This window comes from Lysobacter sp. H21R4, from assembly GCF_015277535.1.
Classification (GTDB): domain Bacteria; phylum Pseudomonadota; class Gammaproteobacteria; order Xanthomonadales; family Xanthomonadaceae; genus Novilysobacter; species Novilysobacter ciconiae.
In genome coordinates this window covers 1,551,921-1,570,085 of the sequence record NZ_CP063772.1, presented here as the reverse complement: position 1 = coordinate 1,570,085, position 18,165 = coordinate 1,551,921, and the positions used below count along the sequence as shown (strand labels likewise).

Below are 18,165 nucleotides of genomic sequence, written 5' to 3'. Positions count from 1 at the left end.
TGCGGGCATGAAGCAATCGTCCGATGTCACCCGTGTTCTGATCCACGGCGCCTCCGGCCGGATGGGCCAGGCCTTGATCCGCCTTCTGACGGGGCGTGAGGATTTGCGCGCGGTCGCGGCTGTCTCGCGCAGCAAGCCGGCGCAGCGCGTGGTCGACGGCCTGCCGTACTTTGCCGTGACCGAACTGCATGGCGTGCCCGCGTTCGATGTCGCGATCGATTTCAGCCTGCCCGATGGTCTGGACGCGATCCTGGGCCTGTGCGTTGAGCGCGGCGTGCCGCTGGTCTCCGGGACCACAGGCCTGAGCGAATCCGGCGAGCGCGCACTGGACGCGGCGGCCACGACGTTGCCGGTGCTACTGGCCGCCAACTTCAGTCTCGGCGTGACCGTGCTGGGTGATCTGGTCGAACGCGCCGCGAGGCTGCTGCAAACCTGGGATTGCGACATCGTCGAATCCCATCACAAGCACAAGCTGGATGCGCCGTCCGGCACTGCACTCGCCCTGGGCGCGCGCGCGCAGCAAGGCGGTGCGCAGCCGAGTTACGCATCGCTGCGCGCCGGCGATATCGTCGGTGAGCATACGGTCCAGTTCGCCGGGCCGGGTGAGCGGATCGAACTGGTCCACCGCGCGACCAGTCGCGATGTCTTTGCCCGCGGCGCACTGCATGCCGCGGCGTGGCTTGCCGGGCAGGCGCCGGGCCGGTATCAGCTGCGCGACATGCTGCGGTAGCGCCGCCTTTTTTCGCCGGCGGCTGTGCTTACCGCCGGCGGTGGGATGCGCAGCACTGGCACTCGCAGCGCTTCATCGCTAGAATTCCCGTTCGCCTGAACCCCATTTGTCGGACCGGAACCCCCACCGCGTCCGCGCTTTGCTGCAGCCGGTATTTGGCCAGTGTTGCGCTCGATGGACTCAGCATCCCCTGGCAGACAAGGCGATTTTTCCGTGACCCAACCCGCAATCCTTGCGCTCGAAGACGGCACCATCTTCGAAGGCGTTTCCGTCGGCGCACCCGGCCTGTCCGTTGGTGAGGTGGTTTTCAACACCGCCATGACCGGCTACCAGGAGGTTCTCACCGACCCTTCGTACGCGCGCCAGCTGGTGACGCTGACCTACCCGCACATCGGCAATACCGGCATCAATGACCAGGACAACGAGTCCTCGCGGATCTGGGCCGCCGGCCTGATCGTGCGCAACGTGCCGCGCCGTCCCAGCAGCTGGCGCAGCCAGGTCGCGCTGCCGCAGTGGCTGCAGGACCAGGGCGTGGTCGCGATCGCCGATGTGGACACCCGCAAGCTGACCCGGATCCTCAGCAGCCACGGCTCGCAGAGCGGGGCGCTGATGGCCGGCGATGGCATCAACGCGGACCAGGCCGTCGAGGCGGCGCGCAAGTTCCCCGGCCTGCAGGGCATGGATCTGGCCCGCGAGGTCAGCACCCGCGAGCGCTACGAATGGAACGAGGGCCAGCTCGACCTGGACAGCAACGAATTCGCCCAGGGCGAAGGCCGCTTCCACGTGGTCGCCTACGACTTCGGCATCAAGCGCAACATCCTGCGCACGCTCGCCCAGCGCGGCTGCCGGGTCACCGTCGTGCCGGCACAGACACCCGCTGCCGATGTACTCGCCCTGCGGCCCGACGGCGTGTTCCTGTCCAATGGTCCTGGCGACCCGGAACCGTGTGACTACGCGATCGCCGCGATCCGCGAGTTGATCGCCCAGCGCATCCCCATGTTCGGCATCTGCCTGGGCCACCAGTTGCTCGGGCTGGCCAGTGGCGCGAAGACGATGAAGATGAAGTCCGGCCACCACGGCGCCAACCATCCCGTGCAGGCGCTCGACGACGGCGGCCGGGTCATGATCACCAGCCAGAACCACGGCTTTGCGATCGACGAAGCCACCCTGCCTGCCAGCCTGCGCACGACCCACCGCTCGCTGTTTGACGGCTCCAACCAGGGCATCGAGATCCCCGGCGCACCTGTTTTCGGCTTCCAGGGCCACCCCGAGGCCAGCCCGGGTCCGCAGGACGTCGCCCCCTTGTTCGACCGGTTTGTTGCGCTGATGGAGGCCAACTGACATGCCAAAGCGCACCGACATCAAGACCGTCCTGATCATCGGCGCCGGCCCAATCGTGATCGGCCAGGCCTGCGAGTTCGACTACTCCGGCGCGCAGGCCTGCAAGGCCCTGCGTGAGGAGGGCTACCGGGTCGTGCTGGTCAACAGCAATCCGGCCACGATCATGACCGACCCGGACATGGCCGACGCGGTCTACATCGAGCCGATCAACTGGCGCACGGTGGAGAAGATCATCGCCAAGGAGCGCCCCGACGCGCTGCTGCCGACCATGGGTGGCCAGACCGCGCTCAACTGCGCGCTCGACCTGGACGACCACGGCGTGCTGGCGAAGTACAACGTCGAGCTGATCGGCGCCCGGCGCGAGGCGATCATGATGGCCGAGGACCGCGAGCTGTTCCGCGTCGCCATGGCCGAGATCGGCCTGGAATGCCCGAAGGCGGCGATCGCCAAGACCTTCGAGCAGGCCGTCGAGATCCAGGCCACGGTCGGCTATCCGACCATCATCCGGCCGTCCTTCACCCTGGGTGGCAGCGGCGGCGGCATCGCCTACAACCGCGAGGAGTTCGAGGAGATCGTCAAGGGCGGTCTGGAGCTGTCGCCGACCAACGAGGTGCTGATCGAGGAATCGGTGCTGGGCTGGAAGGAATTCGAGATGGAGGTGGTCCGCGACACGGCGGACAACTGCATCATCGTCTGCTCGATCGAGAACTTCGACGCGATGGGCGTGCACACCGGCGACTCGATCACCGTCGCCCCGGCGCAGACCCTGACCGACAAGGAATACCAGCGCCTGCGCGATGCCTCCCTGGCGGTGCTGCGCAAGATCGGCGTGGACACCGGCGGCTCCAACGTGCAGTTCGGCATCAATGCCGAGACGGGCCGCGTGGTCGTGATCGAGATGAACCCGCGCGTGTCGCGTTCCTCGGCGCTGGCCTCCAAGGCGACCGGCTTCCCGATTGCCAAGATCGCCGCCAAGCTGGCGGTGGGCTACACGCTGGACGAGTTGCGCAACGACATCACCGGCGGCGCGACGCCGGCGTCGTTCGAGCCGACGATCGACTACGTGGTGACCAAGATTCCGCGGTTCGCCTTCGAGAAGTTCCCCCAGGCCGACTCGCGCCTGACCACCCAGATGAAGTCGGTGGGCGAGGTGATGGCGATGGGCCGCACCTTCCAGGAGTCGCTGCAGAAAGCCCTGCGCGGGCTGGAGACCGACAAGGTCGGCCTCGACCCGACCGGCATCGACCTGACCACCGATGAAGGCATGGCCACGATCCGCCGCGAGCTCAAGGAGCCGGGCCCGGAGCGGATCTTCCACATCGGCGATGCCTTCCGCGCCGGGATGAGCGTGGAGGACGTGCACGCGCTGTCCTTCGTCGATCCGTGGTTCCTCGACCAGATGGAGGAGATCATCGCCGCCGAGAAGGACGTCGCCGCGCACGGGCTGTCCGCGCTTAACGCGGGCCGCATGCGCGAGCTCAAGCGCATGGGGTTCTCCGATGCGCGCCTGGCCCAGCTGACCGGCACCGACGAGACGGCCGTGCGTTCACTGCGCCGCGCCTTCGGCGTGCGCCCGGTGTACAAGCGCGTGGATTCCTGCGCCGCCGAGTTCGCCACCACCACCGCCTACATGTACTCGACCTACGAGGACGAGTGCGAGTCCAACCCGACCGACCGCGACAAGATCATGGTGCTCGGAGGCGGTCCCAACCGGATCGGCCAGGGCATCGAGTTCGACTACTGCTGCGTGCACGCGGCAATGGCCCTGCGCGAGGACGGGTTCGAGACCATCATGGTCAACTGCAACCCGGAAACCGTGTCCACCGACTACGACACCTCCGACCGCCTGTACTTCGAGTCGCTGACGCTGGAAGACGTGCTGGAGATCTGCGAGCTGGAGAAGCCGAAGGGCGTGATCGTCCAGTACGGCGGCCAGACCCCGCTGAAGCTGGCCCAGGCCCTGGAGGCCGCCGGCGTGCCGATCATCGGCACCAGCCCCGACAGCATCGACCTGGCCGAGGACCGCGAGCGTTTCCAGCAACTGGTCGACAAGCTGGGCCTGAAGCAGCCGCCCAACCGCATCGCCCGCAACGCCGAGGAGTCCGTCGTGCTGGCGCGCGAGGTCGGCTATCCGCTGGTGGTGCGTCCGAGCTACGTGCTCGGCGGACGGGCGATGGAGGTCGTGCATTCCGATGCCGACCTGGAGCGCTACATCCGCGACGCGGTGCGCGTGTCGGAAAAATCGCCGGTGCTGCTGGACCGCTTCCTCGACAACGCGATCGAGGTGGACGTCGACATCATCGCCGACAAGGACGGCAACGTCCTGATCGGCGGGGTGATGGAGCACATCGAGGAGGCCGGCGTGCACTCCGGGGATTCCTCCTGCTCGCTGCCGCCGTACTCGCTGTCGGCGCAGACCCAGGCGCGCCTGCGCGAGCAGGTGACGGCGCTGGCCAAGGCGCTCAACGTGGTCGGACTGATGAACACCCAGTTCGCGATCCAGAACGACGGCAACGGCGAGGACACGATCTACCTGCTGGAAGTGAACCCGCGCGCCTCGCGCACTGTGCCGTTCGTGTCGAAGGCCACCGGCATGGCGCTGGCGAAGATCGCCGCGCGCTGCATGACCGGCAAAACCCTGGCCGAGCAGGGCGCAACGGGCGAGATCATTCCGGACTACTACTCGGTCAAGGAAGCGATCTTCCCGTTCGCCAAGTTCCAGGGCGTCGATCCCATCCTTGGCCCGGAAATGCGCTCCACCGGCGAGGTGATGGGCGTGGGCCGCAGCTTCGGCGCGGCCATGGCACGCGCGCAGGAGGCCGCCAGCATCAAGGCGCTGCCCGACGGCGGCAAGGTCTTCGTCTCCGTGCGTGATCCGGACAAACAGCGCGTGCTGCCGGTGGCCCAGGATCTGGTCGCCCGCGGCTACTCGCTGGTCGCCACCAGCGGCACGGCGAAGTTCCTGCGCGCGCAGGGCCTGGAATGCCAGGCGATCAACAAGGTCAATGAAGGCCGCCCGCACATCGTGGATTTGATCAAGAACGGCGAGATCGTCTACATCGTCAATACCACCGAGGGCAGCCAGGCCATTTCGGATTCGTTCTCGATCCGTCGCGAGGCCCTCCAGCAGCGCATTACCTATTCGACCACCATCGCCGGCGCACGCGCATTGCTGCAGTCGCTGGAGTTCCGTGATGCCGGGCCGGTGCTGTCGCTGCAGGAACTGCACGCGACGGTGAAGACCACCGCCTAGCTTTGCCCCGACGCTCCCGGGCACAATCGGGACGTCGCAGAAAAACCAGTGCCGGCCACGCGCCGGCCCGAGGACCATTCCATGCAAGCACCCCTTACCGCCAAGGGTGCGCAGCGTCTGCGCACCGAACTTGAGCAGCTGAAATCCGTCAAGCGGCCGGCCGTCATCGCCGCCATTGCCGACGCCCGTGAACACGGCGATCTCAAGGAGAACGCCGAATACCACGCCGCGCGTGAGCAGCAGAGTTTCATCGAAGGCCGCATCAAGCAGCTTGAGAGCGAGCTGTCGAACTCGCAGATCATCGACATCGCCGCGCTGAACGTGGGCGACAAGATCGTGTTCGGCGCAACCGTCGACCTGGTCGATACCGAGAGCGATGAGGAGCGGACCTACCAGATCGTTGGCGACCTGGAGGCCGACATCAAGCTGGGCCTGATCGCGATTTCCTCGCCGGTCGCGCGCGCGCTGATCGGTCGCCATGAGGGCGACAGCATCATCATCGATGCACCGGGCGGCACCCGCGAATACGACATCGTCGCCGTCCGTTACGTCGTCTGAGGATGACCCGGCGCGCGGTCACCCTGCTGATGCCGGCGCGCAGCCGCTTCGGCGGCCAGCGGCTGTCGGAAAGCGCGGGTCGCTGGTTCGCCCGCGCGGACCGTTCCGATCCCGGCGGCGAGATGGTGCAGCGCCAGTTTGACGTGCTGCCGCGCGGCTGGCCGGTCGCGGCCGTCACTCGTCAGCGCGACGCCGGCGACGCGGCGGGATCGGCCTGGATGCGCGCGGACCCGGTCTATATCCAGCCGGAGATCAACGGCGCACGCCTGATGGCGCATGGCGACGCGCTGTCGCTGAGCGAGGCTGACATCGCCGCGTTCCTGCCGGCGCTCAAGCCGTACTTCGGCGATGGCGGGACCTTGCTGGATGCGCCCGTGCCGTCACGCTGGTACCTGCAAATGCCCGCCGGCGCGAAGCTGCCGGCGATGGCGTCGCTGGACAACGCGCTGGGCGCGGATCTGTTCGAGCAACTGCCCGACGGCCCGGACGGGCGCCGCTGGCGGGCGCTGCTGAGCGAGGCGCAGGTGATCCTGCACAATCATCCGCGCAATGCCGAGCGGGCCGCGCTGGGCCTGGCGCCGGTGAATTCGCTGTGGTTCTGGGGCGCCGGCACGCTGCCGGACCACGTGCGCACCGGGCATGCGCGGATCGCCAGCGACGACGACACCCTGACCGCGTTCGCGACCGCCGCCGGCGTGCCGGCCGGTCCGCTTCCCGCGCGCTGGACGCAGGACGGCGAAGGGCTGTTCGACCTGCGTCATCTGCGGGATCTGGCGGTGTTCGATTGCGACTGGTGGCAGCCCTTGTCGGTGCAGCTGGGATTGGGCGGCATTGCGTCGGTGATAGTGGAATTCGCCGACGGCCACCGTCTGGACATCCTGCCGCGCCATCGCTGGCGGTTCTGGCGGCGGCCAATGCGGTCCTTCGTCAATCCGGCGCCGGAATCCGTGCAGTGAGCCGCGGCGGGATCGTACGTCGCCCGGCCGGTGTCGGGTCCGGATCGTGGCCGGACAGCATTCCGCCACTGCTCCGGCGCATCTACGGCGCCCGCGGCGCGCTCACCGAGGCACAGGCGCGTCCTCGCCTGGCCCATCTGCTGCCGCCCGACGGCCTGCTCGGGCTGGACGCCGCCACTGCGCTGCTGGCTGACGCGATCTCCGGTGACCGCCACATCCTGGTGGTCGGTGACTTCGACTGCGACGGGGCGACCGCGTGTGCGGTCGCGGTTCGGGGCTTGGGCATGCTGGGCGCCCGGCGCGTGTCCCATGCCGTCCCCAACCGCGCGGTTCATGGCTACGGGCTGTCGCCCGCGCTGGTGGCCGAGCTCGCACCGCTGCAGCCGGACCTTCTGGTCACCGTGGACCACGGCATTGCCTGCCACCCCGGCATCGCCGCGGCCAAGGCGCTGGGGTGGAAGGTGCTGGTGACCGACCACCATCTGCCCGGCGACACGCTGCCGCCCGCCGATGCGATCGTCGATCCGAGCCAGCCCGGTGACACCTTCCCCAGCAAGGTGCTCGCCGGCGTCGGAGTGATGTTCTACGTGCTGCTGGCCCTGCGTCGGCGGCTGCTCGCGGACGGCTCGCTGGACGGCGGCAGCAACGGGCGCGGCCCCGACCTCAGCCAGTTGCTCGATCTGGTCGCGGTCGGCACCGTCGCCGATCTGGTGCCGCTGGACGCCAACAACCGCGCCCTCGTCGCGGCCGGGCTGCGGCAGTTGCGGGCGGGTAAAGGATGCGCAGGCCTGCAGGCGCTGATCGAGGCCGCTCAGCGGGATCCGGCGCGGTTGAGCGCCAGCGATATCGGTTTCGCCATCGCCCCGCGCCTGAACGCGGCGGGCCGGTTGGAGGACATGGCCGTCGGCATCGAGTGCCTGCTCACCGACGACCTGACCCAGGCGCGGGAGATTGCCACCACGCTCAACCGCATCAACACCGAGCGCCGCGCGGTCCAGCAGCAGATGACCGAGGAGGCCGAGCAGGCGTTTGCCCGGGTGGCCCTGGACACCAGCGACGTGCCGCTGGCCGCATGCCTGTTCGATCCGGGGTGGCACCCGGGCGTGGTCGGGCTGGTCGCCTCCAAGATGAAGGAGCGGCTGCACCGCCCGGCCATCGCCTTTGCACCGGCCGAGCCGGGCGGCGACATGTTGCGCGGTTCGGCGCGCTCGATTCCCGGCTTCCACATCCGCGATGCACTGGCCACGGTCGATGCGCGCAACCCCGGCCTGATCGAGCGCTTTGGCGGGCATGCGATGGCCGCCGGGCTTTCCCTGCCGCTCGCTTCGCTGGACGCGTTCCAGCATGCGTTCCGCAAATGCGTCGAGCTGACCCTGTCGCCCGAGTTGCTGCACCTGCAGATTCCCAGTGACGGCGAATTGGCCGCCGACGAGTTCACCCGCCACAGCGCCGATGCACTGCGCCACGGCGGCCCGTGGGGACAGGGCTTCCCCGAGCCCCAGTTCGACGGCGAATTCGATGTGCTCGGCTGGCGCATCGTCGGCCAGAAGCACCTGAAGCTCGAGCTCGCGCTCGCTGGCCGGCGGGTCAACGCCATCCATTTCGGTGGTTGGGACGAGCAGGAACCGCCGCCCCGGGTGCGGATCGCGTACCGGCTGGAAGCGGACGACTACCGTGGCGGCGACGCGATCCAGCTGGTCGTGGTGCACCGCGAAGCGGCGTGACGGGACGCCTCAGTCGACCTGCAGCGGTGCTGCCTTTGGCCGTTCAAGCCGCGCGCCCCGCGGCACCAGTCCGAGTCCGAACAGTGGCCGCAGCACCGTGACGCGACGAATCACCAGTTCGTGCAGCAACGCGCAGCCCGCGATCGTCAGCACTGTCACCAGCACCGGTTCCAGCACGGGCCCGATCTGCAGAGGGATCAGCCAGTACGCGGCCAGCACGATCAGGCTCTGGTGCAGGATGTACCACGGATACACGGCTTCGGTGGCGTAGGGGAGCCAGCGCATCCGGCGGTTCAACAGCGCGTGGCCCCAGGCAAAGATCGCCAGCAGCGCCGACCACATGTACAGCGCACGCGCGGCTCGCTCGACCGTGCCCCAAGGCACATGTTGCGCCCAGAGCGGGACGTCGCCGGCGGGCAGGTGCTGGCCCGCTGCCTTGAGGCTCAGCTCCACCGAAATGCAGGCCACCGCGATGGCCAACAACGGCTTTCGCAGGCGGGTCAGGCCGGTCCAGAACGCGGCTTTGTCGGCGACAGCGAAACCGAGTACGAAGACCGGAAAGTATTCCGCATGCAGGTACCAGTCGCCGACCAGCGCGTGGGTTTCCGGGAAGCGCGGCTTCAGGAGCACCAGGAAAGCAAAGAACATCGTCGCGGGCATCAGCAGCCAGGCAAGCCCGCGCGGGCGGACCAGCGATTCGATGGCCCGCTGTGCGGGGGCGGAGCGGAGCAGCGGCGCCAGCGCCAGCAGCACCAACGTGTACACCCACAGATAGGCCAGGTACCACAGGTGGTTCCACGTGATCCCGTGGGTGGACCCCGCGAAAGTGCCTGCCGGCCACGGGCGCAGTTGCAGATACCGCCACATGAAGGCGCCATAGCCGGTTTCGATCGTTCCCTTGCTGACCCCTTCGCAGTACGCCTGCGCGGACACAATGAACAGCATGCCGAAAACGAGCGGGGCCAGCAGGCGCCAGGTGCGGGCAAGCATGAAGCTGCGCGGGTTCCGTCCCCGCAGCGCCAGCCCGAGGGCAATGCCGGAGATGGCGAAGATCAGCGGCATCCGCCAGCGGTTGAACACGATCCGGACATAATCCAGCCAGCCATTCTGGTAGCTGCTGACAATGTGGAAATCCGAGTCGCGCTGATACACCCCGCTGACGTGATAGAGGATCAGGATGGCGAAGGCGATGACGCGCAACGCATCGATGTCATTGCGGCGGGGCATGCGGCGGTCCCTGGTGATTTCGCCAACCGTACTGCAATCCTCAGGCACCGCGCATCTTGACGGACGTCAGCGGCGCGCGGTCATCCTCTGCTGATGCATCCAGCAGGCAATGCTCAACCGGTTGCGCGTGGCCGGCAGCACCTCATGTTCGAATTGCGCCGAGAGAAACAGCACCAGTCTGCCGGCCTGCGGAAGGATGTCGCGATGCGATCCGTCGTCGAGGTAGAGCCTCAGTGCGCCACCGTCTGACTCGCGCCACGCCTCATTGAGGTAGTACACCGCGGACACGACGCGTGCGTCATCGTCGTGAATGCGGTCTAGATGTCGCGCATAACCTGTCGCGGGACGGTAGACGGCGTAATGCGATTCGCAATCGACCAGGCCGAGCATCAATTCGTGATTCAGCGCGATCCGCAGGGCGTTCATGCGGTCGATGAAGGCCCGCTGGGCCGCGCTTTCCGTGCTGGTGGAGAACCAGTGGATACGGTCACCGCGCAGCGACGACACGGTGCGGGCCGCACCGATCCGTGCCGGTGAAAGCGCATCGGCATCGTGCATGGCGGCGCACTCATCCGCCAGCGCCCGCGTCTGTCCGGGGTGCATCAGGTTCGCCAGCACGTACCATCCGTCCGCGGCGAGCGTCCGGGCGGCCACATGGAACTCGTCGTGGGAGAGGTTCATCGAGTGCCTGTCGCAGGGGAAGGATTGGAACTGTCGTTACCAATGCCGGTGCGAGTATGGGCGCCCCGTACCCCCACGCACATGCGCAAGCGGATTCGCCTTCTCCGGTCACGGGCGCGGGACGCCCTCAGCCCTTGCGCCTGCTAGACTTGGCGGTCATTTTTCGCATGAAACCACGGACATGATCGAACTGAATCCCGTCCACGAGCGCATCGACGATCTCAAGGATCGTTTGCAGGCGCTCAGGGGGTATCTTTGACTTCGACACCAAGGTCGAACGTCTGGAAGAAGTCAGCCGCGAGCTGGAAAGCCCGGACGTCTGGGACGACGCCGAGCGCGCGCAGTCGCTGGGTCGCGAACGCGCTTCGCTGGACCGCGTCGTCAATGGCATCCGCAGCCTGACCGAGAGCGTCACCGGTGCCGAGGAGCTGCTTGAGCTGGCGGAGATGGAAGGCGACGACGACACCGCCCAGGCGGTGATCGAGGACGTTGAAACCTATGTGAAGGCCGTCGACGAGCTCGAGTTCCGGCGGATGTTCTCCGGCGAGATGGACAACGCGGCTGCATTCGTCGACATCCAGGCCGGAGCCGGCGGCACCGAGGCCCAGGACTGGGCCGAGATCCTGTTGCGGATGTACCTGCGCTGGGCCGAATCGCGCGGCTGGAAGGCCGAGCTGATGGAAGTCAGCGGCGGCGACGTGGCCGGCGTGAAGTCGGCGACCTTCCGCGTCGAGGGTGAGTTCGCCTACGGCTGGCTGAAGACCGAGACCGGCGTGCACCGGCTGGTGCGCAAGTCGCCGTTCGACTCCGACAACCGCCGCCACACCAGTTTCACCTCGGTGTTCGTCGCGCCGGAAGTGGACGACAACATCGAGATCGACATCAATCCGGCCGACCTGAAGACGGACGTGTACCGCTCGTCGGGCGCCGGCGGCCAGCACGTCAACAAGACCGAGTCGGCCGTGCGCATCACCCACGTGCCGACCGGCACGGTGGTGGCCTGCCAGACCGAGCGCAGCCAGCACGCCAACCGCGACCGGGCGATGAAAATGCTGGCCGGAAAGCTCTATGAGCTGGAGATCCAGAAGCGCAACGCCGAGCGCGACGCGGTGGAGGCGACCAAGTCCGACATCGGCTGGGGCAGCCAGATCCGCAACTACGTGCTCGACCAGAGCCGGATCAAGGACCTGCGCACCGGTATCGAGCGCAGCGATACCCAGAACGTCCTCGATGGCGACCTTGACGAGTTCGTCTCGGCCAGCCTCAAGGCGGGCCTGGCGGTGGGCGCGAAACGCTCCGACGCCACCTGATCCGGGTCCCGCGACCGTTGCACCCCCATGCATCACCTTTCAGACATGACCATGACCGATTCCGCTCCAGCCCCTGCCGACGCCACGACCGCCGACGCCCGTCCCGACGAGAACAAGCTGGTGGCCGAGCGCCGCGCCAAGCTCGCCGAGTTGCGGGAGCAGGGCATCGCGTTTCCCAACGACTTCCGCCGTCATGACTACGCCGGTGATCTGCAGGCCGAATACGCCGATGCGGAGCAGTGGAGCGCGGAAGCACTGGACGCGAAGCAGCACCGGGTCGCGGTCGCCGGACGCATCGTGCTGAAGCGGGTGATGGGCAAGGCGAGCTTCGTCCAGATCCAGGACGAGTCCGGCCGTCTGCAGCTCTTCCTGCAGGCGAACACGCTGGGCGAGACCTATGCCGCGTTCAAGGGCTGGGACGTGGGCGACATCGTCGGCGCGCAGGGCGTGCTCACGCGCACCCGCACCGGCGAGCTGTCGGTCCGGGTCGACCAGTTGCGCCTGCTGACCAAGTCCCTGCGGCCGTTGCCGGACAAGTTCCACGGCCTGTCGGACGTGGAGCAGCGCTACCGCCAGCGCTATGTCGACCTGATCGTGTCGCCGGAAGCGCGCGAGGTGTTCATCAAGCGCTCGCGGATCATCCGCGCGATGCGCGAGTGGCTCGACAGCCGGCGCTTCCTGGAAGTCGAGACGCCGATGATGCACCACATCCCCGGCGGCGCCACGGCCAAGCCGTTCAGGACCCACCACAACGCGCTCGACCTGGACCTGTACCTGCGCGTCGCGCCCGAGCTGTACCTCAAGCGCCTGGTGGTCGGCGGCCTGGAGCGCGTCTACGAGATCAACCGCAACTTCCGCAACGAGGGCGTGTCCACCCGGCACAATCCCGAGTTCACGATGCTCGAGTTGTACGAGGCCTACGCGACCTACAACGAGGTCATGGATCTGACCGAAGCGATGATCCGCGACATTGCGGTGTCGGTGCTGGGCACCACTCAGCTGGAATGGGACGGGGAATCGATCGACGTCGGCCCGGCCTTCCGGCGCTGGACGATGAGCGACGCGGTGCTGGAACACAATCCGGAAATCAGCGCCGCCGACCTGCGCGATGTGGATGCGATGCGCGCCCACTGCGAGCGTCTGAAGATCCCGCTGAAGCCTGGCTATGGCTGGGGCAAGATGCTGCTGGAGATCTTCGAGGAAACCGTCGAGCACACCCTGATCCAGCCGACCTTCATCACACGCCATCCGGTCGAGGTCAGCCCGCTTGCCCGCGAAAGCGACGACGATGCCGGCATGACCGACCGCTTCGAGCTGTTCATCGGCGGCAAGGAGCTGGCGAACGGCTTCTCCGAGCTCAACGACGCCGAGGACCAGGTCGCGCGCTTCAAGGCGCAGGTCGCGGCCAAGGACAGCGGCGACGACGAGGCCATGCATTTCGACGCCGACTACATCCGTGCGCTGGAGATCGGGCTGCCGCCGACTGGCGGGCTGGGTGTGGGCATCGACCGTCTCGTCATGCTGATGACGGGTTCGTCTTCGATCCGCGACGTGCTGCTGTTCCCGTACATGCGGCCGGAATCGGCGAGCTAGCCACGCCGGTTCGCTGTAACGCGCGTAGGCTCGCTTCGCACAGCCACTCGGGTCACAGCAGTACTGACACGCATCGGCAACACCCACGCACCCGCACGCGTTGCTGGATGGTTCCCCGTGCCTAGAACCGTTCGCTGGCGGGCATGTAACGCCACTGCCCGACGGGCATCTTGTTCAGGCCGATGCGGCCAATGCGCAGGCGCCGGATTGCCACCACCCGCAGTCCCACCTGCGCGCACATGTCGCGCAACTGGCCGGGGCGGACATCCTTGATCGCAAAGCGCAGGCGGATCTCGTTCTGCCAGCTGACCTTGCACGTCGGTAGCGTGCGACCTTCGTAGCTCAGTCCGCGCGCAAGACGGCTCAAGGTGTAGGGACCTGCCTGGCCGTCGATCTCGACCAGGTACTCCTGCTCCAGTTTCGCCCCGTCCTCTTTCAGGCGCCGGGCGGTGCGGGGGTCTTGGCTGACCACGACCAGCCCGCTGGCATCGTCATCCAGCGGCATCAGCGGTTGCAGGTGGGAAAAATGGCGCTGCAGCGTGCGGATGCCGCGACGCTCGTCGCCTTCGATGCGGTTCGCCTCGGTGATCAACGACGCCGAATCGGGAAAGGCCAGGGCGGCCGGCTTGTGCAGCAACATGGTCGCCGGTTCGCTGGCTCCCAGGCGCGCGTCCGGGTCGAGCTCCACGCACTGCGCATCGACCATGAATTGCGGCGACTCGACCACTTCGCCGTCGACCTTGACCCAGCCCCCTTCGATGTACTGTTCGGCCTGCGCGCGCGAGCACGCCGCCAGGTCGGATACCTTGCGGGAGAGTCGCTCAGGGGATGGGGCGGGGTGATCGGACATCGGCGGCACCTGGGTACGGCCGACCAGTGTAGATCGACCCGGCCATAAAGGCCGGGTCGCGTTCGTGCTGCCGCCCGTTGCAGGCGGCGCGGCTCGTGTCAGGAAGCGTCGGCGATGTCCTTGATGGCCTGGTCCAGCACCGGCGCATCCGCGCCGGGCGCGACGTGGTGCGGCTTGCGCTCATCGGCGGCCAGCTTGCCCAGCGAGCTCTCCAGCTTGCTCTTGAGCTTCTGCGCGGCGCCGTTGATCGACTCCTGCACGGTGGCGGCCTCGGCGGTGACGGCGACCGGGTCGCGCGACGCCAGGCGCGCTTCCATCAGGCAGCGCTTGTCATTCTGGCCGGACTTGTCCGCGTTCAGGTCGCTCAGGTGCACCTCGATCCGGGTGATCTGGCTGGCGAAGCGCGACAGCACGTTGTTCACGACCTTGTCGACGTGGGCCGCGACCGATTCGTCGCCCTGGATGTTTCTGTCGGTGTTGAGCTGGATCTTCATTCAGACGTATCTCCGTCGGTGGGGTCGGCGTTGTCGCCGGGTCACAGGCAACAATAGTCCATTGCATGTTGACCGGGTGACAACGGGGCCTTGGACGCCGGAGCGGCCGCCGAAGTTCCCTCCGCGCCGACTGTGGCGGCCGCCACACAGCCAGTGGCCCCGGTAAAATCGGCGGATGAAGGTCATCAATATCGCCGCCTACCACTTCACCCACATCGCCGACCCTGACGCGATCGCCGAGCGTCTGCACAGCCGTGCGGTCGAGGCTGGTCTGCTCGGTACCGTGCTAATGGCGCCGGAAGGTCTCAATATCTTCCTGGCCGGCGCGGCGGAAGGCATTGACGCCTTCCTGTCGCCTCTGCGGGACGACCCGCGCTTTGCGGGCATGCCGGTCAAGACCAGCCGCAGCCGCCACCAGCCGTTTGTCCGGCTGAAGGTGAAGGTCAAGCCGGAAATCATCGCCTGGCGGCGGGCCGATGGGGCGCCGCTTGCGCATCCGCGGGCGCCGACGGTGGCGCCGGTGGATCTGGCGCGCTGGATCGAGTGCGGCGTCGATGACGATGGTCGCCCGGTGGTGCTGCTGGACACCCGCAATCGCGAGGAGTTCGCCTACGGTAGCTTCCGCAACTCGCTGACCCTGCCGATCGACAACTTCACCGATCTGGTAGGGGCGCTGGCGCCGCACCGCGAGGCGCTTGCCGGTGCGACGGTGGTGAGTTTCTGCACCGGCGGCATCCGTTGCGAGAAAGCCGCGCTGACGCTGCGGGCGGAAGGCATGGACAACGTCCTCCAGCTGGACGGCGGCATCCTCGGCTATTTCGAGCAGGTCGGCGGCGCCGGTTATGAGGGCCGCTGTTTCGTCTTCGATGAGCGCGTGGCGCTGGATCCGTCGCTGCAGCCACTCGTGGACCGGGATCCGCTCCAGCCGGCCGCCTGAGCGCGACGTGGCAACCGACGCCATCGTCCCCATATCGGGTGCTGGGAGTCTGGCGAAAATGGCTCGCTCAAGCGGAGAAATCACGACTGTGTTGCGGCTGGGTGTGGAAGGAATGTCCTGCGCGTCCTGCGTGGGCCGGGTCGAGAAGGCCTTGTCGAAGGTCGCCGGGGTGCGCGCAGTCAGCGTGAACCTGGCCACCGAAATGGCCGAGGTGGACGCGGGCGACGATGTCTCGCTGTCGACCCTGGTCGATGCGGTGACAGCGGGCGGCTACGCGGTCCGCGACGAGTCGATCGACCTGGCGATTGAGGGCATGACCTGTGCGTCGTGTGCTGGGCGGGTCGAGAAGGCGCTGGCCGCGGTTGCCGGCGTGCTGGAGGTCAACGTCAACCTGGCGACCGAGCAGGCCCGCGTGCGCATGCTTGCGGGGTCTGACGCTTCGGCGCTGGTCGATGCGGTGAGGGCTGCCGGCTACGGAGCGCGCATCCCCGCGACCGGTGCGGCCACCGACGGCGACCCGGGTACCACCGGGCGCCCCCCACGCGCCAGCCGCCACTCGCGTGAATTGCGCCACCTGCTGATCGCCATCGCCTTGTCGGCGCCACTGATGCTGCCGATGCTGGCGATGCCGTTCGGCCGCGACTGGATGCTGCCGGACTGGGTGCAGTTCGCGCTGGCCACGCCGGTGCAGTTCTGGCTGGGTGCGCGTTTTTACCGCGCCGGCTGGGGCGCGCTGAAGGCCGGCGCCGGCAACATGGACCTGCTGGTGGCACTAGGCACCAGTGCGGGATATGGATTGAGCGTGTACCACCTGTTTGCGGATGCCGGGCCGGGCGGCGCGCACCTGTACTTCGAGGCCTCCGCGGTCGTGATCACCCTGGTGCTGCTGGGCAAGTGGCTGGAGGCGCGGGCCAAACGACAGACGAAGGAGGCGATCCGCGCGCTGCAGGCCTTGCGCCCCGACACGGCGCGCGTGGTGCGCGATGGCGTGGAGCGCGAGCTGCCGCTGGAAGAGGTGCGGGTCGATGACGAGGTGGTGGTGCTGCCGGGCGAGCGCATTCCGGTGGATGCGCAGATCATCGAGGGTCGCAGCCACGCCGATGAGTCGCTGATCACCGGTGAGTCGCTGCCGGTGGCCAAGGAGCCGGGTGATCGCGTCACCGGCGGTGCGGTCAACGGCGAAGGCCGCCTGCGCCTGCGCACGGTCGCGATCGGCGCTGAAACCGCGCTGGCGCGGATCATCCGTCTGGTCGAGGACGCGCAGGCGAAGAAGGCGCCGATCCAGCGCATGGTCGACAAGATCAGCGCGGTGTTCGTGCCCGTGGTGGTGGGGATCGGTGTGCTGACCCTGCTCGGGTGGGGGTTGATTGGCGGCGACTGGAACGTGGCGATCCTCAACGCGGTCGCGGTGCTCGTGATTGCCTGTCCCTGCGCGCTGGGACTGGCGACGCCGACGGCAATCATGGCCGGCACCGGCGTCGCGGCGCGCGCGGGCATCCTGATCAAGGACGCCGAGGTGCTGGAGACCGCCCGCTCGCTGAAGATCATCGCCTTCGACAAGACCGGCACCCTGACCGTGGGCCGGCCGACGCTGGCGCAGCACATCGGCGCGGACGGCGATGACGCGGCGGTGCTGCGCCTGGCGGCTGCGTTACAGGCCGGCAGCGAGCATCCGCTGGCCAGCGCGGTGCTCCAGGCCGCGAGCGATATCGACGTTCCACGCGCTGCGAACGTGCGCGCCCTGGCAGGCCGCGGACTGGAAGGCGAGGTCGAGGGCAGCGACCTGCTGCTGGGAAGCTCGCGTCTGATGCAGGAAAGCGGCGTTGATCTCAGGTCCTTGGAATCGCAGGGCCGGGATTTGGCCGCACACGGTCACAGCGTCTCGTGGCTGGCCGAGCGCCAGCCCGACGGGATGCGTTTGCTGGGCCTGCTCGCGTTCCGCGACGAGCCGCGGCCCGAGGCCCGCGACGCCATCCGGACCCTGCACGCTCAAGGCCTGCGCACGGCGATGATTTCCGGTGACAACCTCGGCGCGGCGCGGGCCGTGGCCGATGCGCTTGGAATCGATGACGTGCGCGCCGAGGTGCTGCCCGGTGACAAGGCCGACGCGGTGAATGACCTGAAAGCCGCGGGGCCGGTGGCGATGGTCGGCGACGGCATCAACGATGCGCCGGCGTTGACCGCGGCCGACGTCGGCATTGCGATGGGCGGTGGTAGTGACGTGGCGATGCACGCGGCGGGGATCACCCTGATGCGCTCCGACCCGCGTCTGGTGTCGGACGCGATCGCCATCTCGCGCCGCACCAGCGCCAAGATCCGGCAGAACCTGTTCTGGGCGTTCATCTACAACGTGATCGGCATTCCGCTGGCGGCCGCTGGATTGCTCGATCCGGTGGTCGCCGGTGCCGCCATGGCGTTCTCCAGCGTCAGCGTGGTCTCCAACACGCTGCTGCTGCGACGCTGGAAACCGCAGTCGGCGAGTCAGCCCGCGGCGGAGTGACGCATGCTGCG

Annotated in this window: 14 protein-coding genes; 10 read left to right on the top strand and 4 right to left on the bottom strand. The window is 67.7% G+C overall.

Features of this window, described 5'->3' with window-relative positions:
- Positions 1-7 precede the first annotated feature (7 nt).
- The 6 genes from dapB (at position 8) to recJ (ending at position 8,562) form a co-directional block, all read left to right on the top strand.
- A complete protein-coding gene (gene dapB / locus INQ40_RS07160) occupies positions 8-730 on the top strand; it encodes a 4-hydroxy-tetrahydrodipicolinate reductase (RefSeq protein WP_194339823.1) in 723 nt (240 codons plus the stop codon).
- A 213-nt stretch (positions 731-943) separates the two neighbouring features.
- Positions 944-2,071 carry a glutamine-hydrolyzing carbamoyl-phosphate synthase small subunit gene (gene carA / locus INQ40_RS07155; RefSeq protein ID WP_194339821.1) on the top strand — a complete coding sequence of 376 codons (1,128 nt, stop codon included), beginning with the start codon at positions 944-946 and terminating at the stop codon, positions 2,069-2,071.
- 1 nt (position 2,072) lies between these two features.
- Positions 2,073-5,324, top strand: coding sequence for a carbamoyl-phosphate synthase large subunit (gene carB, locus INQ40_RS07150; RefSeq protein WP_194339819.1), 3,252 nt, complete (start codon positions 2,073-2,075; stop codon positions 5,322-5,324).
- An 81-nt stretch (positions 5,325-5,405) separates the two neighbouring features.
- Complete coding sequence (greA, locus tag INQ40_RS07145; protein ID WP_043959024.1) at positions 5,406-5,882, top strand: transcription elongation factor GreA; 477 nt, start codon at positions 5,406-5,408, stop codon at positions 5,880-5,882.
- Positions 5,883-5,884: 2 nt separating this feature from the next.
- Entirely contained in the window at positions 5,885-6,838 is a 954-nt protein-coding gene (locus tag INQ40_RS07140; protein WP_194339817.1) for a phosphoglycerate mutase, read from the top strand.
- Positions 6,835-8,562 carry a single-stranded-DNA-specific exonuclease RecJ gene (gene recJ / locus INQ40_RS07135; RefSeq protein WP_194339816.1) on the top strand — a complete coding sequence of 576 codons (1,728 nt, stop codon included), beginning with the start codon at positions 6,835-6,837 and terminating at the stop codon, positions 8,560-8,562. The genes INQ40_RS07140 and recJ overlap by 4 nt, the downstream gene beginning before the upstream one ends.
- Positions 8,563-8,571: 9 nt before the next feature.
- On the opposite strand, the gene INQ40_RS07130 is transcribed toward recJ, so the two are convergent.
- Entirely contained in the window at positions 8,572-9,789 is a 1,218-nt protein-coding gene (locus INQ40_RS07130; RefSeq protein ID WP_194339814.1) for an acyltransferase family protein, read from the bottom strand.
- Between the two features lie 66 nt (positions 9,790-9,855).
- Positions 9,856-10,470 carry a 2OG-Fe(II) oxygenase gene (locus tag INQ40_RS07125; RefSeq protein WP_194339812.1) on the bottom strand — a complete coding sequence of 205 codons (615 nt, stop codon included), beginning with the start codon at positions 10,468-10,470 and terminating at the stop codon, positions 9,856-9,858.
- A 181-nt stretch (positions 10,471-10,651) separates the two neighbouring features.
- On the opposite strand from INQ40_RS07125, the gene prfB reads away from it, so the two are divergent.
- Positions 10,652-11,780 (top strand): peptide chain release factor 2 gene (gene prfB, locus INQ40_RS07120; RefSeq protein WP_194339810.1). Its coding sequence is split into 2 segments (ribosomal slippage): positions 10,652-10,726 and positions 10,728-11,780, totalling 1,128 coding nucleotides; the frame shifts between segments, so codons are not numbered across the junction.
- A gap of 51 nt (positions 11,781-11,831) precedes the next feature.
- Positions 11,832-13,373 (top strand): lysine--tRNA ligase, encoded by a 1,542-nt coding sequence (lysS, locus tag INQ40_RS07115; protein WP_194342470.1) that lies wholly within the window; start codon positions 11,832-11,834, stop codon positions 13,371-13,373.
- A 121-nt stretch (positions 13,374-13,494) separates the two neighbouring features.
- Here the strand turns inward: lysS and INQ40_RS07110 are convergent, their stop codons facing one another.
- On the bottom strand, positions 13,495-14,223 hold the full coding sequence (locus tag INQ40_RS07110; protein WP_194339808.1) for an rRNA pseudouridine synthase: 729 nt from the start codon (positions 14,221-14,223) through the stop codon (positions 13,495-13,497).
- Between the two features lie 98 nt (positions 14,224-14,321).
- The gene (locus INQ40_RS07105) at positions 14,322-14,717 is read right to left on the bottom strand and encodes an HPF/RaiA family ribosome-associated protein (RefSeq protein ID WP_193983295.1); all 396 of its coding nucleotides are present in this window, start codon (positions 14,715-14,717) and stop codon (positions 14,322-14,324) included.
- 175 nt (positions 14,718-14,892) lie between these two features.
- Between INQ40_RS07105 and INQ40_RS07100 the strand changes: the two genes are divergently transcribed.
- Together INQ40_RS07100 and INQ40_RS07095 are read left to right on the top strand one after the other, a co-directional pair.
- On the top strand, positions 14,893-15,654 hold the full coding sequence (locus INQ40_RS07100) for a sulfurtransferase (protein WP_194339806.1): 762 nt from the start codon (positions 14,893-14,895) through the stop codon (positions 15,652-15,654).
- Between the two features lie 112 nt (positions 15,655-15,766).
- Positions 15,767-18,154 carry a heavy metal translocating P-type ATPase gene (locus tag INQ40_RS07095; RefSeq protein WP_345776513.1) on the top strand — a complete coding sequence of 796 codons (2,388 nt, stop codon included), beginning with the start codon at positions 15,767-15,769 and terminating at the stop codon, positions 18,152-18,154.
- Positions 18,155-18,165: the final 11 nt, after the last annotated feature.

What these genes read in the sequence shown, in the direction of transcription:
- dapB (WP_194339823.1), top strand. Translation starts at nt 8, where the DNA reads ATGAAGCAATCGTCCGATGTCACCCGTGTTCTGATCCACGGCGCCTCC.
- carB (WP_194339819.1), top strand. Translation starts at nt 2,073, where the DNA reads ATGCCAAAGCGCACCGACATCAAGACCGTCCTGATCATCGGCGCCGGC.
- greA (WP_043959024.1), top strand. Translation starts at nt 5,406, where the DNA reads ATGCAAGCACCCCTTACCGCCAAGGGTGCGCAGCGTCTGCGCACCGAA.
- INQ40_RS07140 (WP_194339817.1), top strand. Translation starts at nt 5,885, where the DNA reads ATGACCCGGCGCGCGGTCACCCTGCTGATGCCGGCGCGCAGCCGCTTC.
- INQ40_RS07130 (WP_194339814.1), bottom strand. Translation starts at nt 9,789, where the DNA reads ATGCCCCGCCGCAATGACATCGATGCGTTGCGCGTCATCGCCTTCGCC.
- INQ40_RS07125 (WP_194339812.1), bottom strand. Translation starts at nt 10,470, where the DNA reads ATGAACCTCTCCCACGACGAGTTCCATGTGGCCGCCCGGACGCTCGCC.
- lysS (WP_194342470.1), top strand. Translation starts at nt 11,832, where the DNA reads ATGACCGATTCCGCTCCAGCCCCTGCCGACGCCACGACCGCCGACGCC.
- INQ40_RS07110 (WP_194339808.1), bottom strand. Translation starts at nt 14,223, where the DNA reads ATGTCCGATCACCCCGCCCCATCCCCTGAGCGACTCTCCCGCAAGGTA.
- INQ40_RS07105 (WP_193983295.1), bottom strand. Translation starts at nt 14,717, where the DNA reads ATGAAGATCCAGCTCAACACCGACAGAAACATCCAGGGCGACGAATCG.
- INQ40_RS07100 (WP_194339806.1), top strand. Translation starts at nt 14,893, where the DNA reads ATGAAGGTCATCAATATCGCCGCCTACCACTTCACCCACATCGCCGAC.
- INQ40_RS07095 (WP_345776513.1), top strand. Translation starts at nt 15,767, where the DNA reads ATGTCCTGCGCGTCCTGCGTGGGCCGGGTCGAGAAGGCCTTGTCGAAG.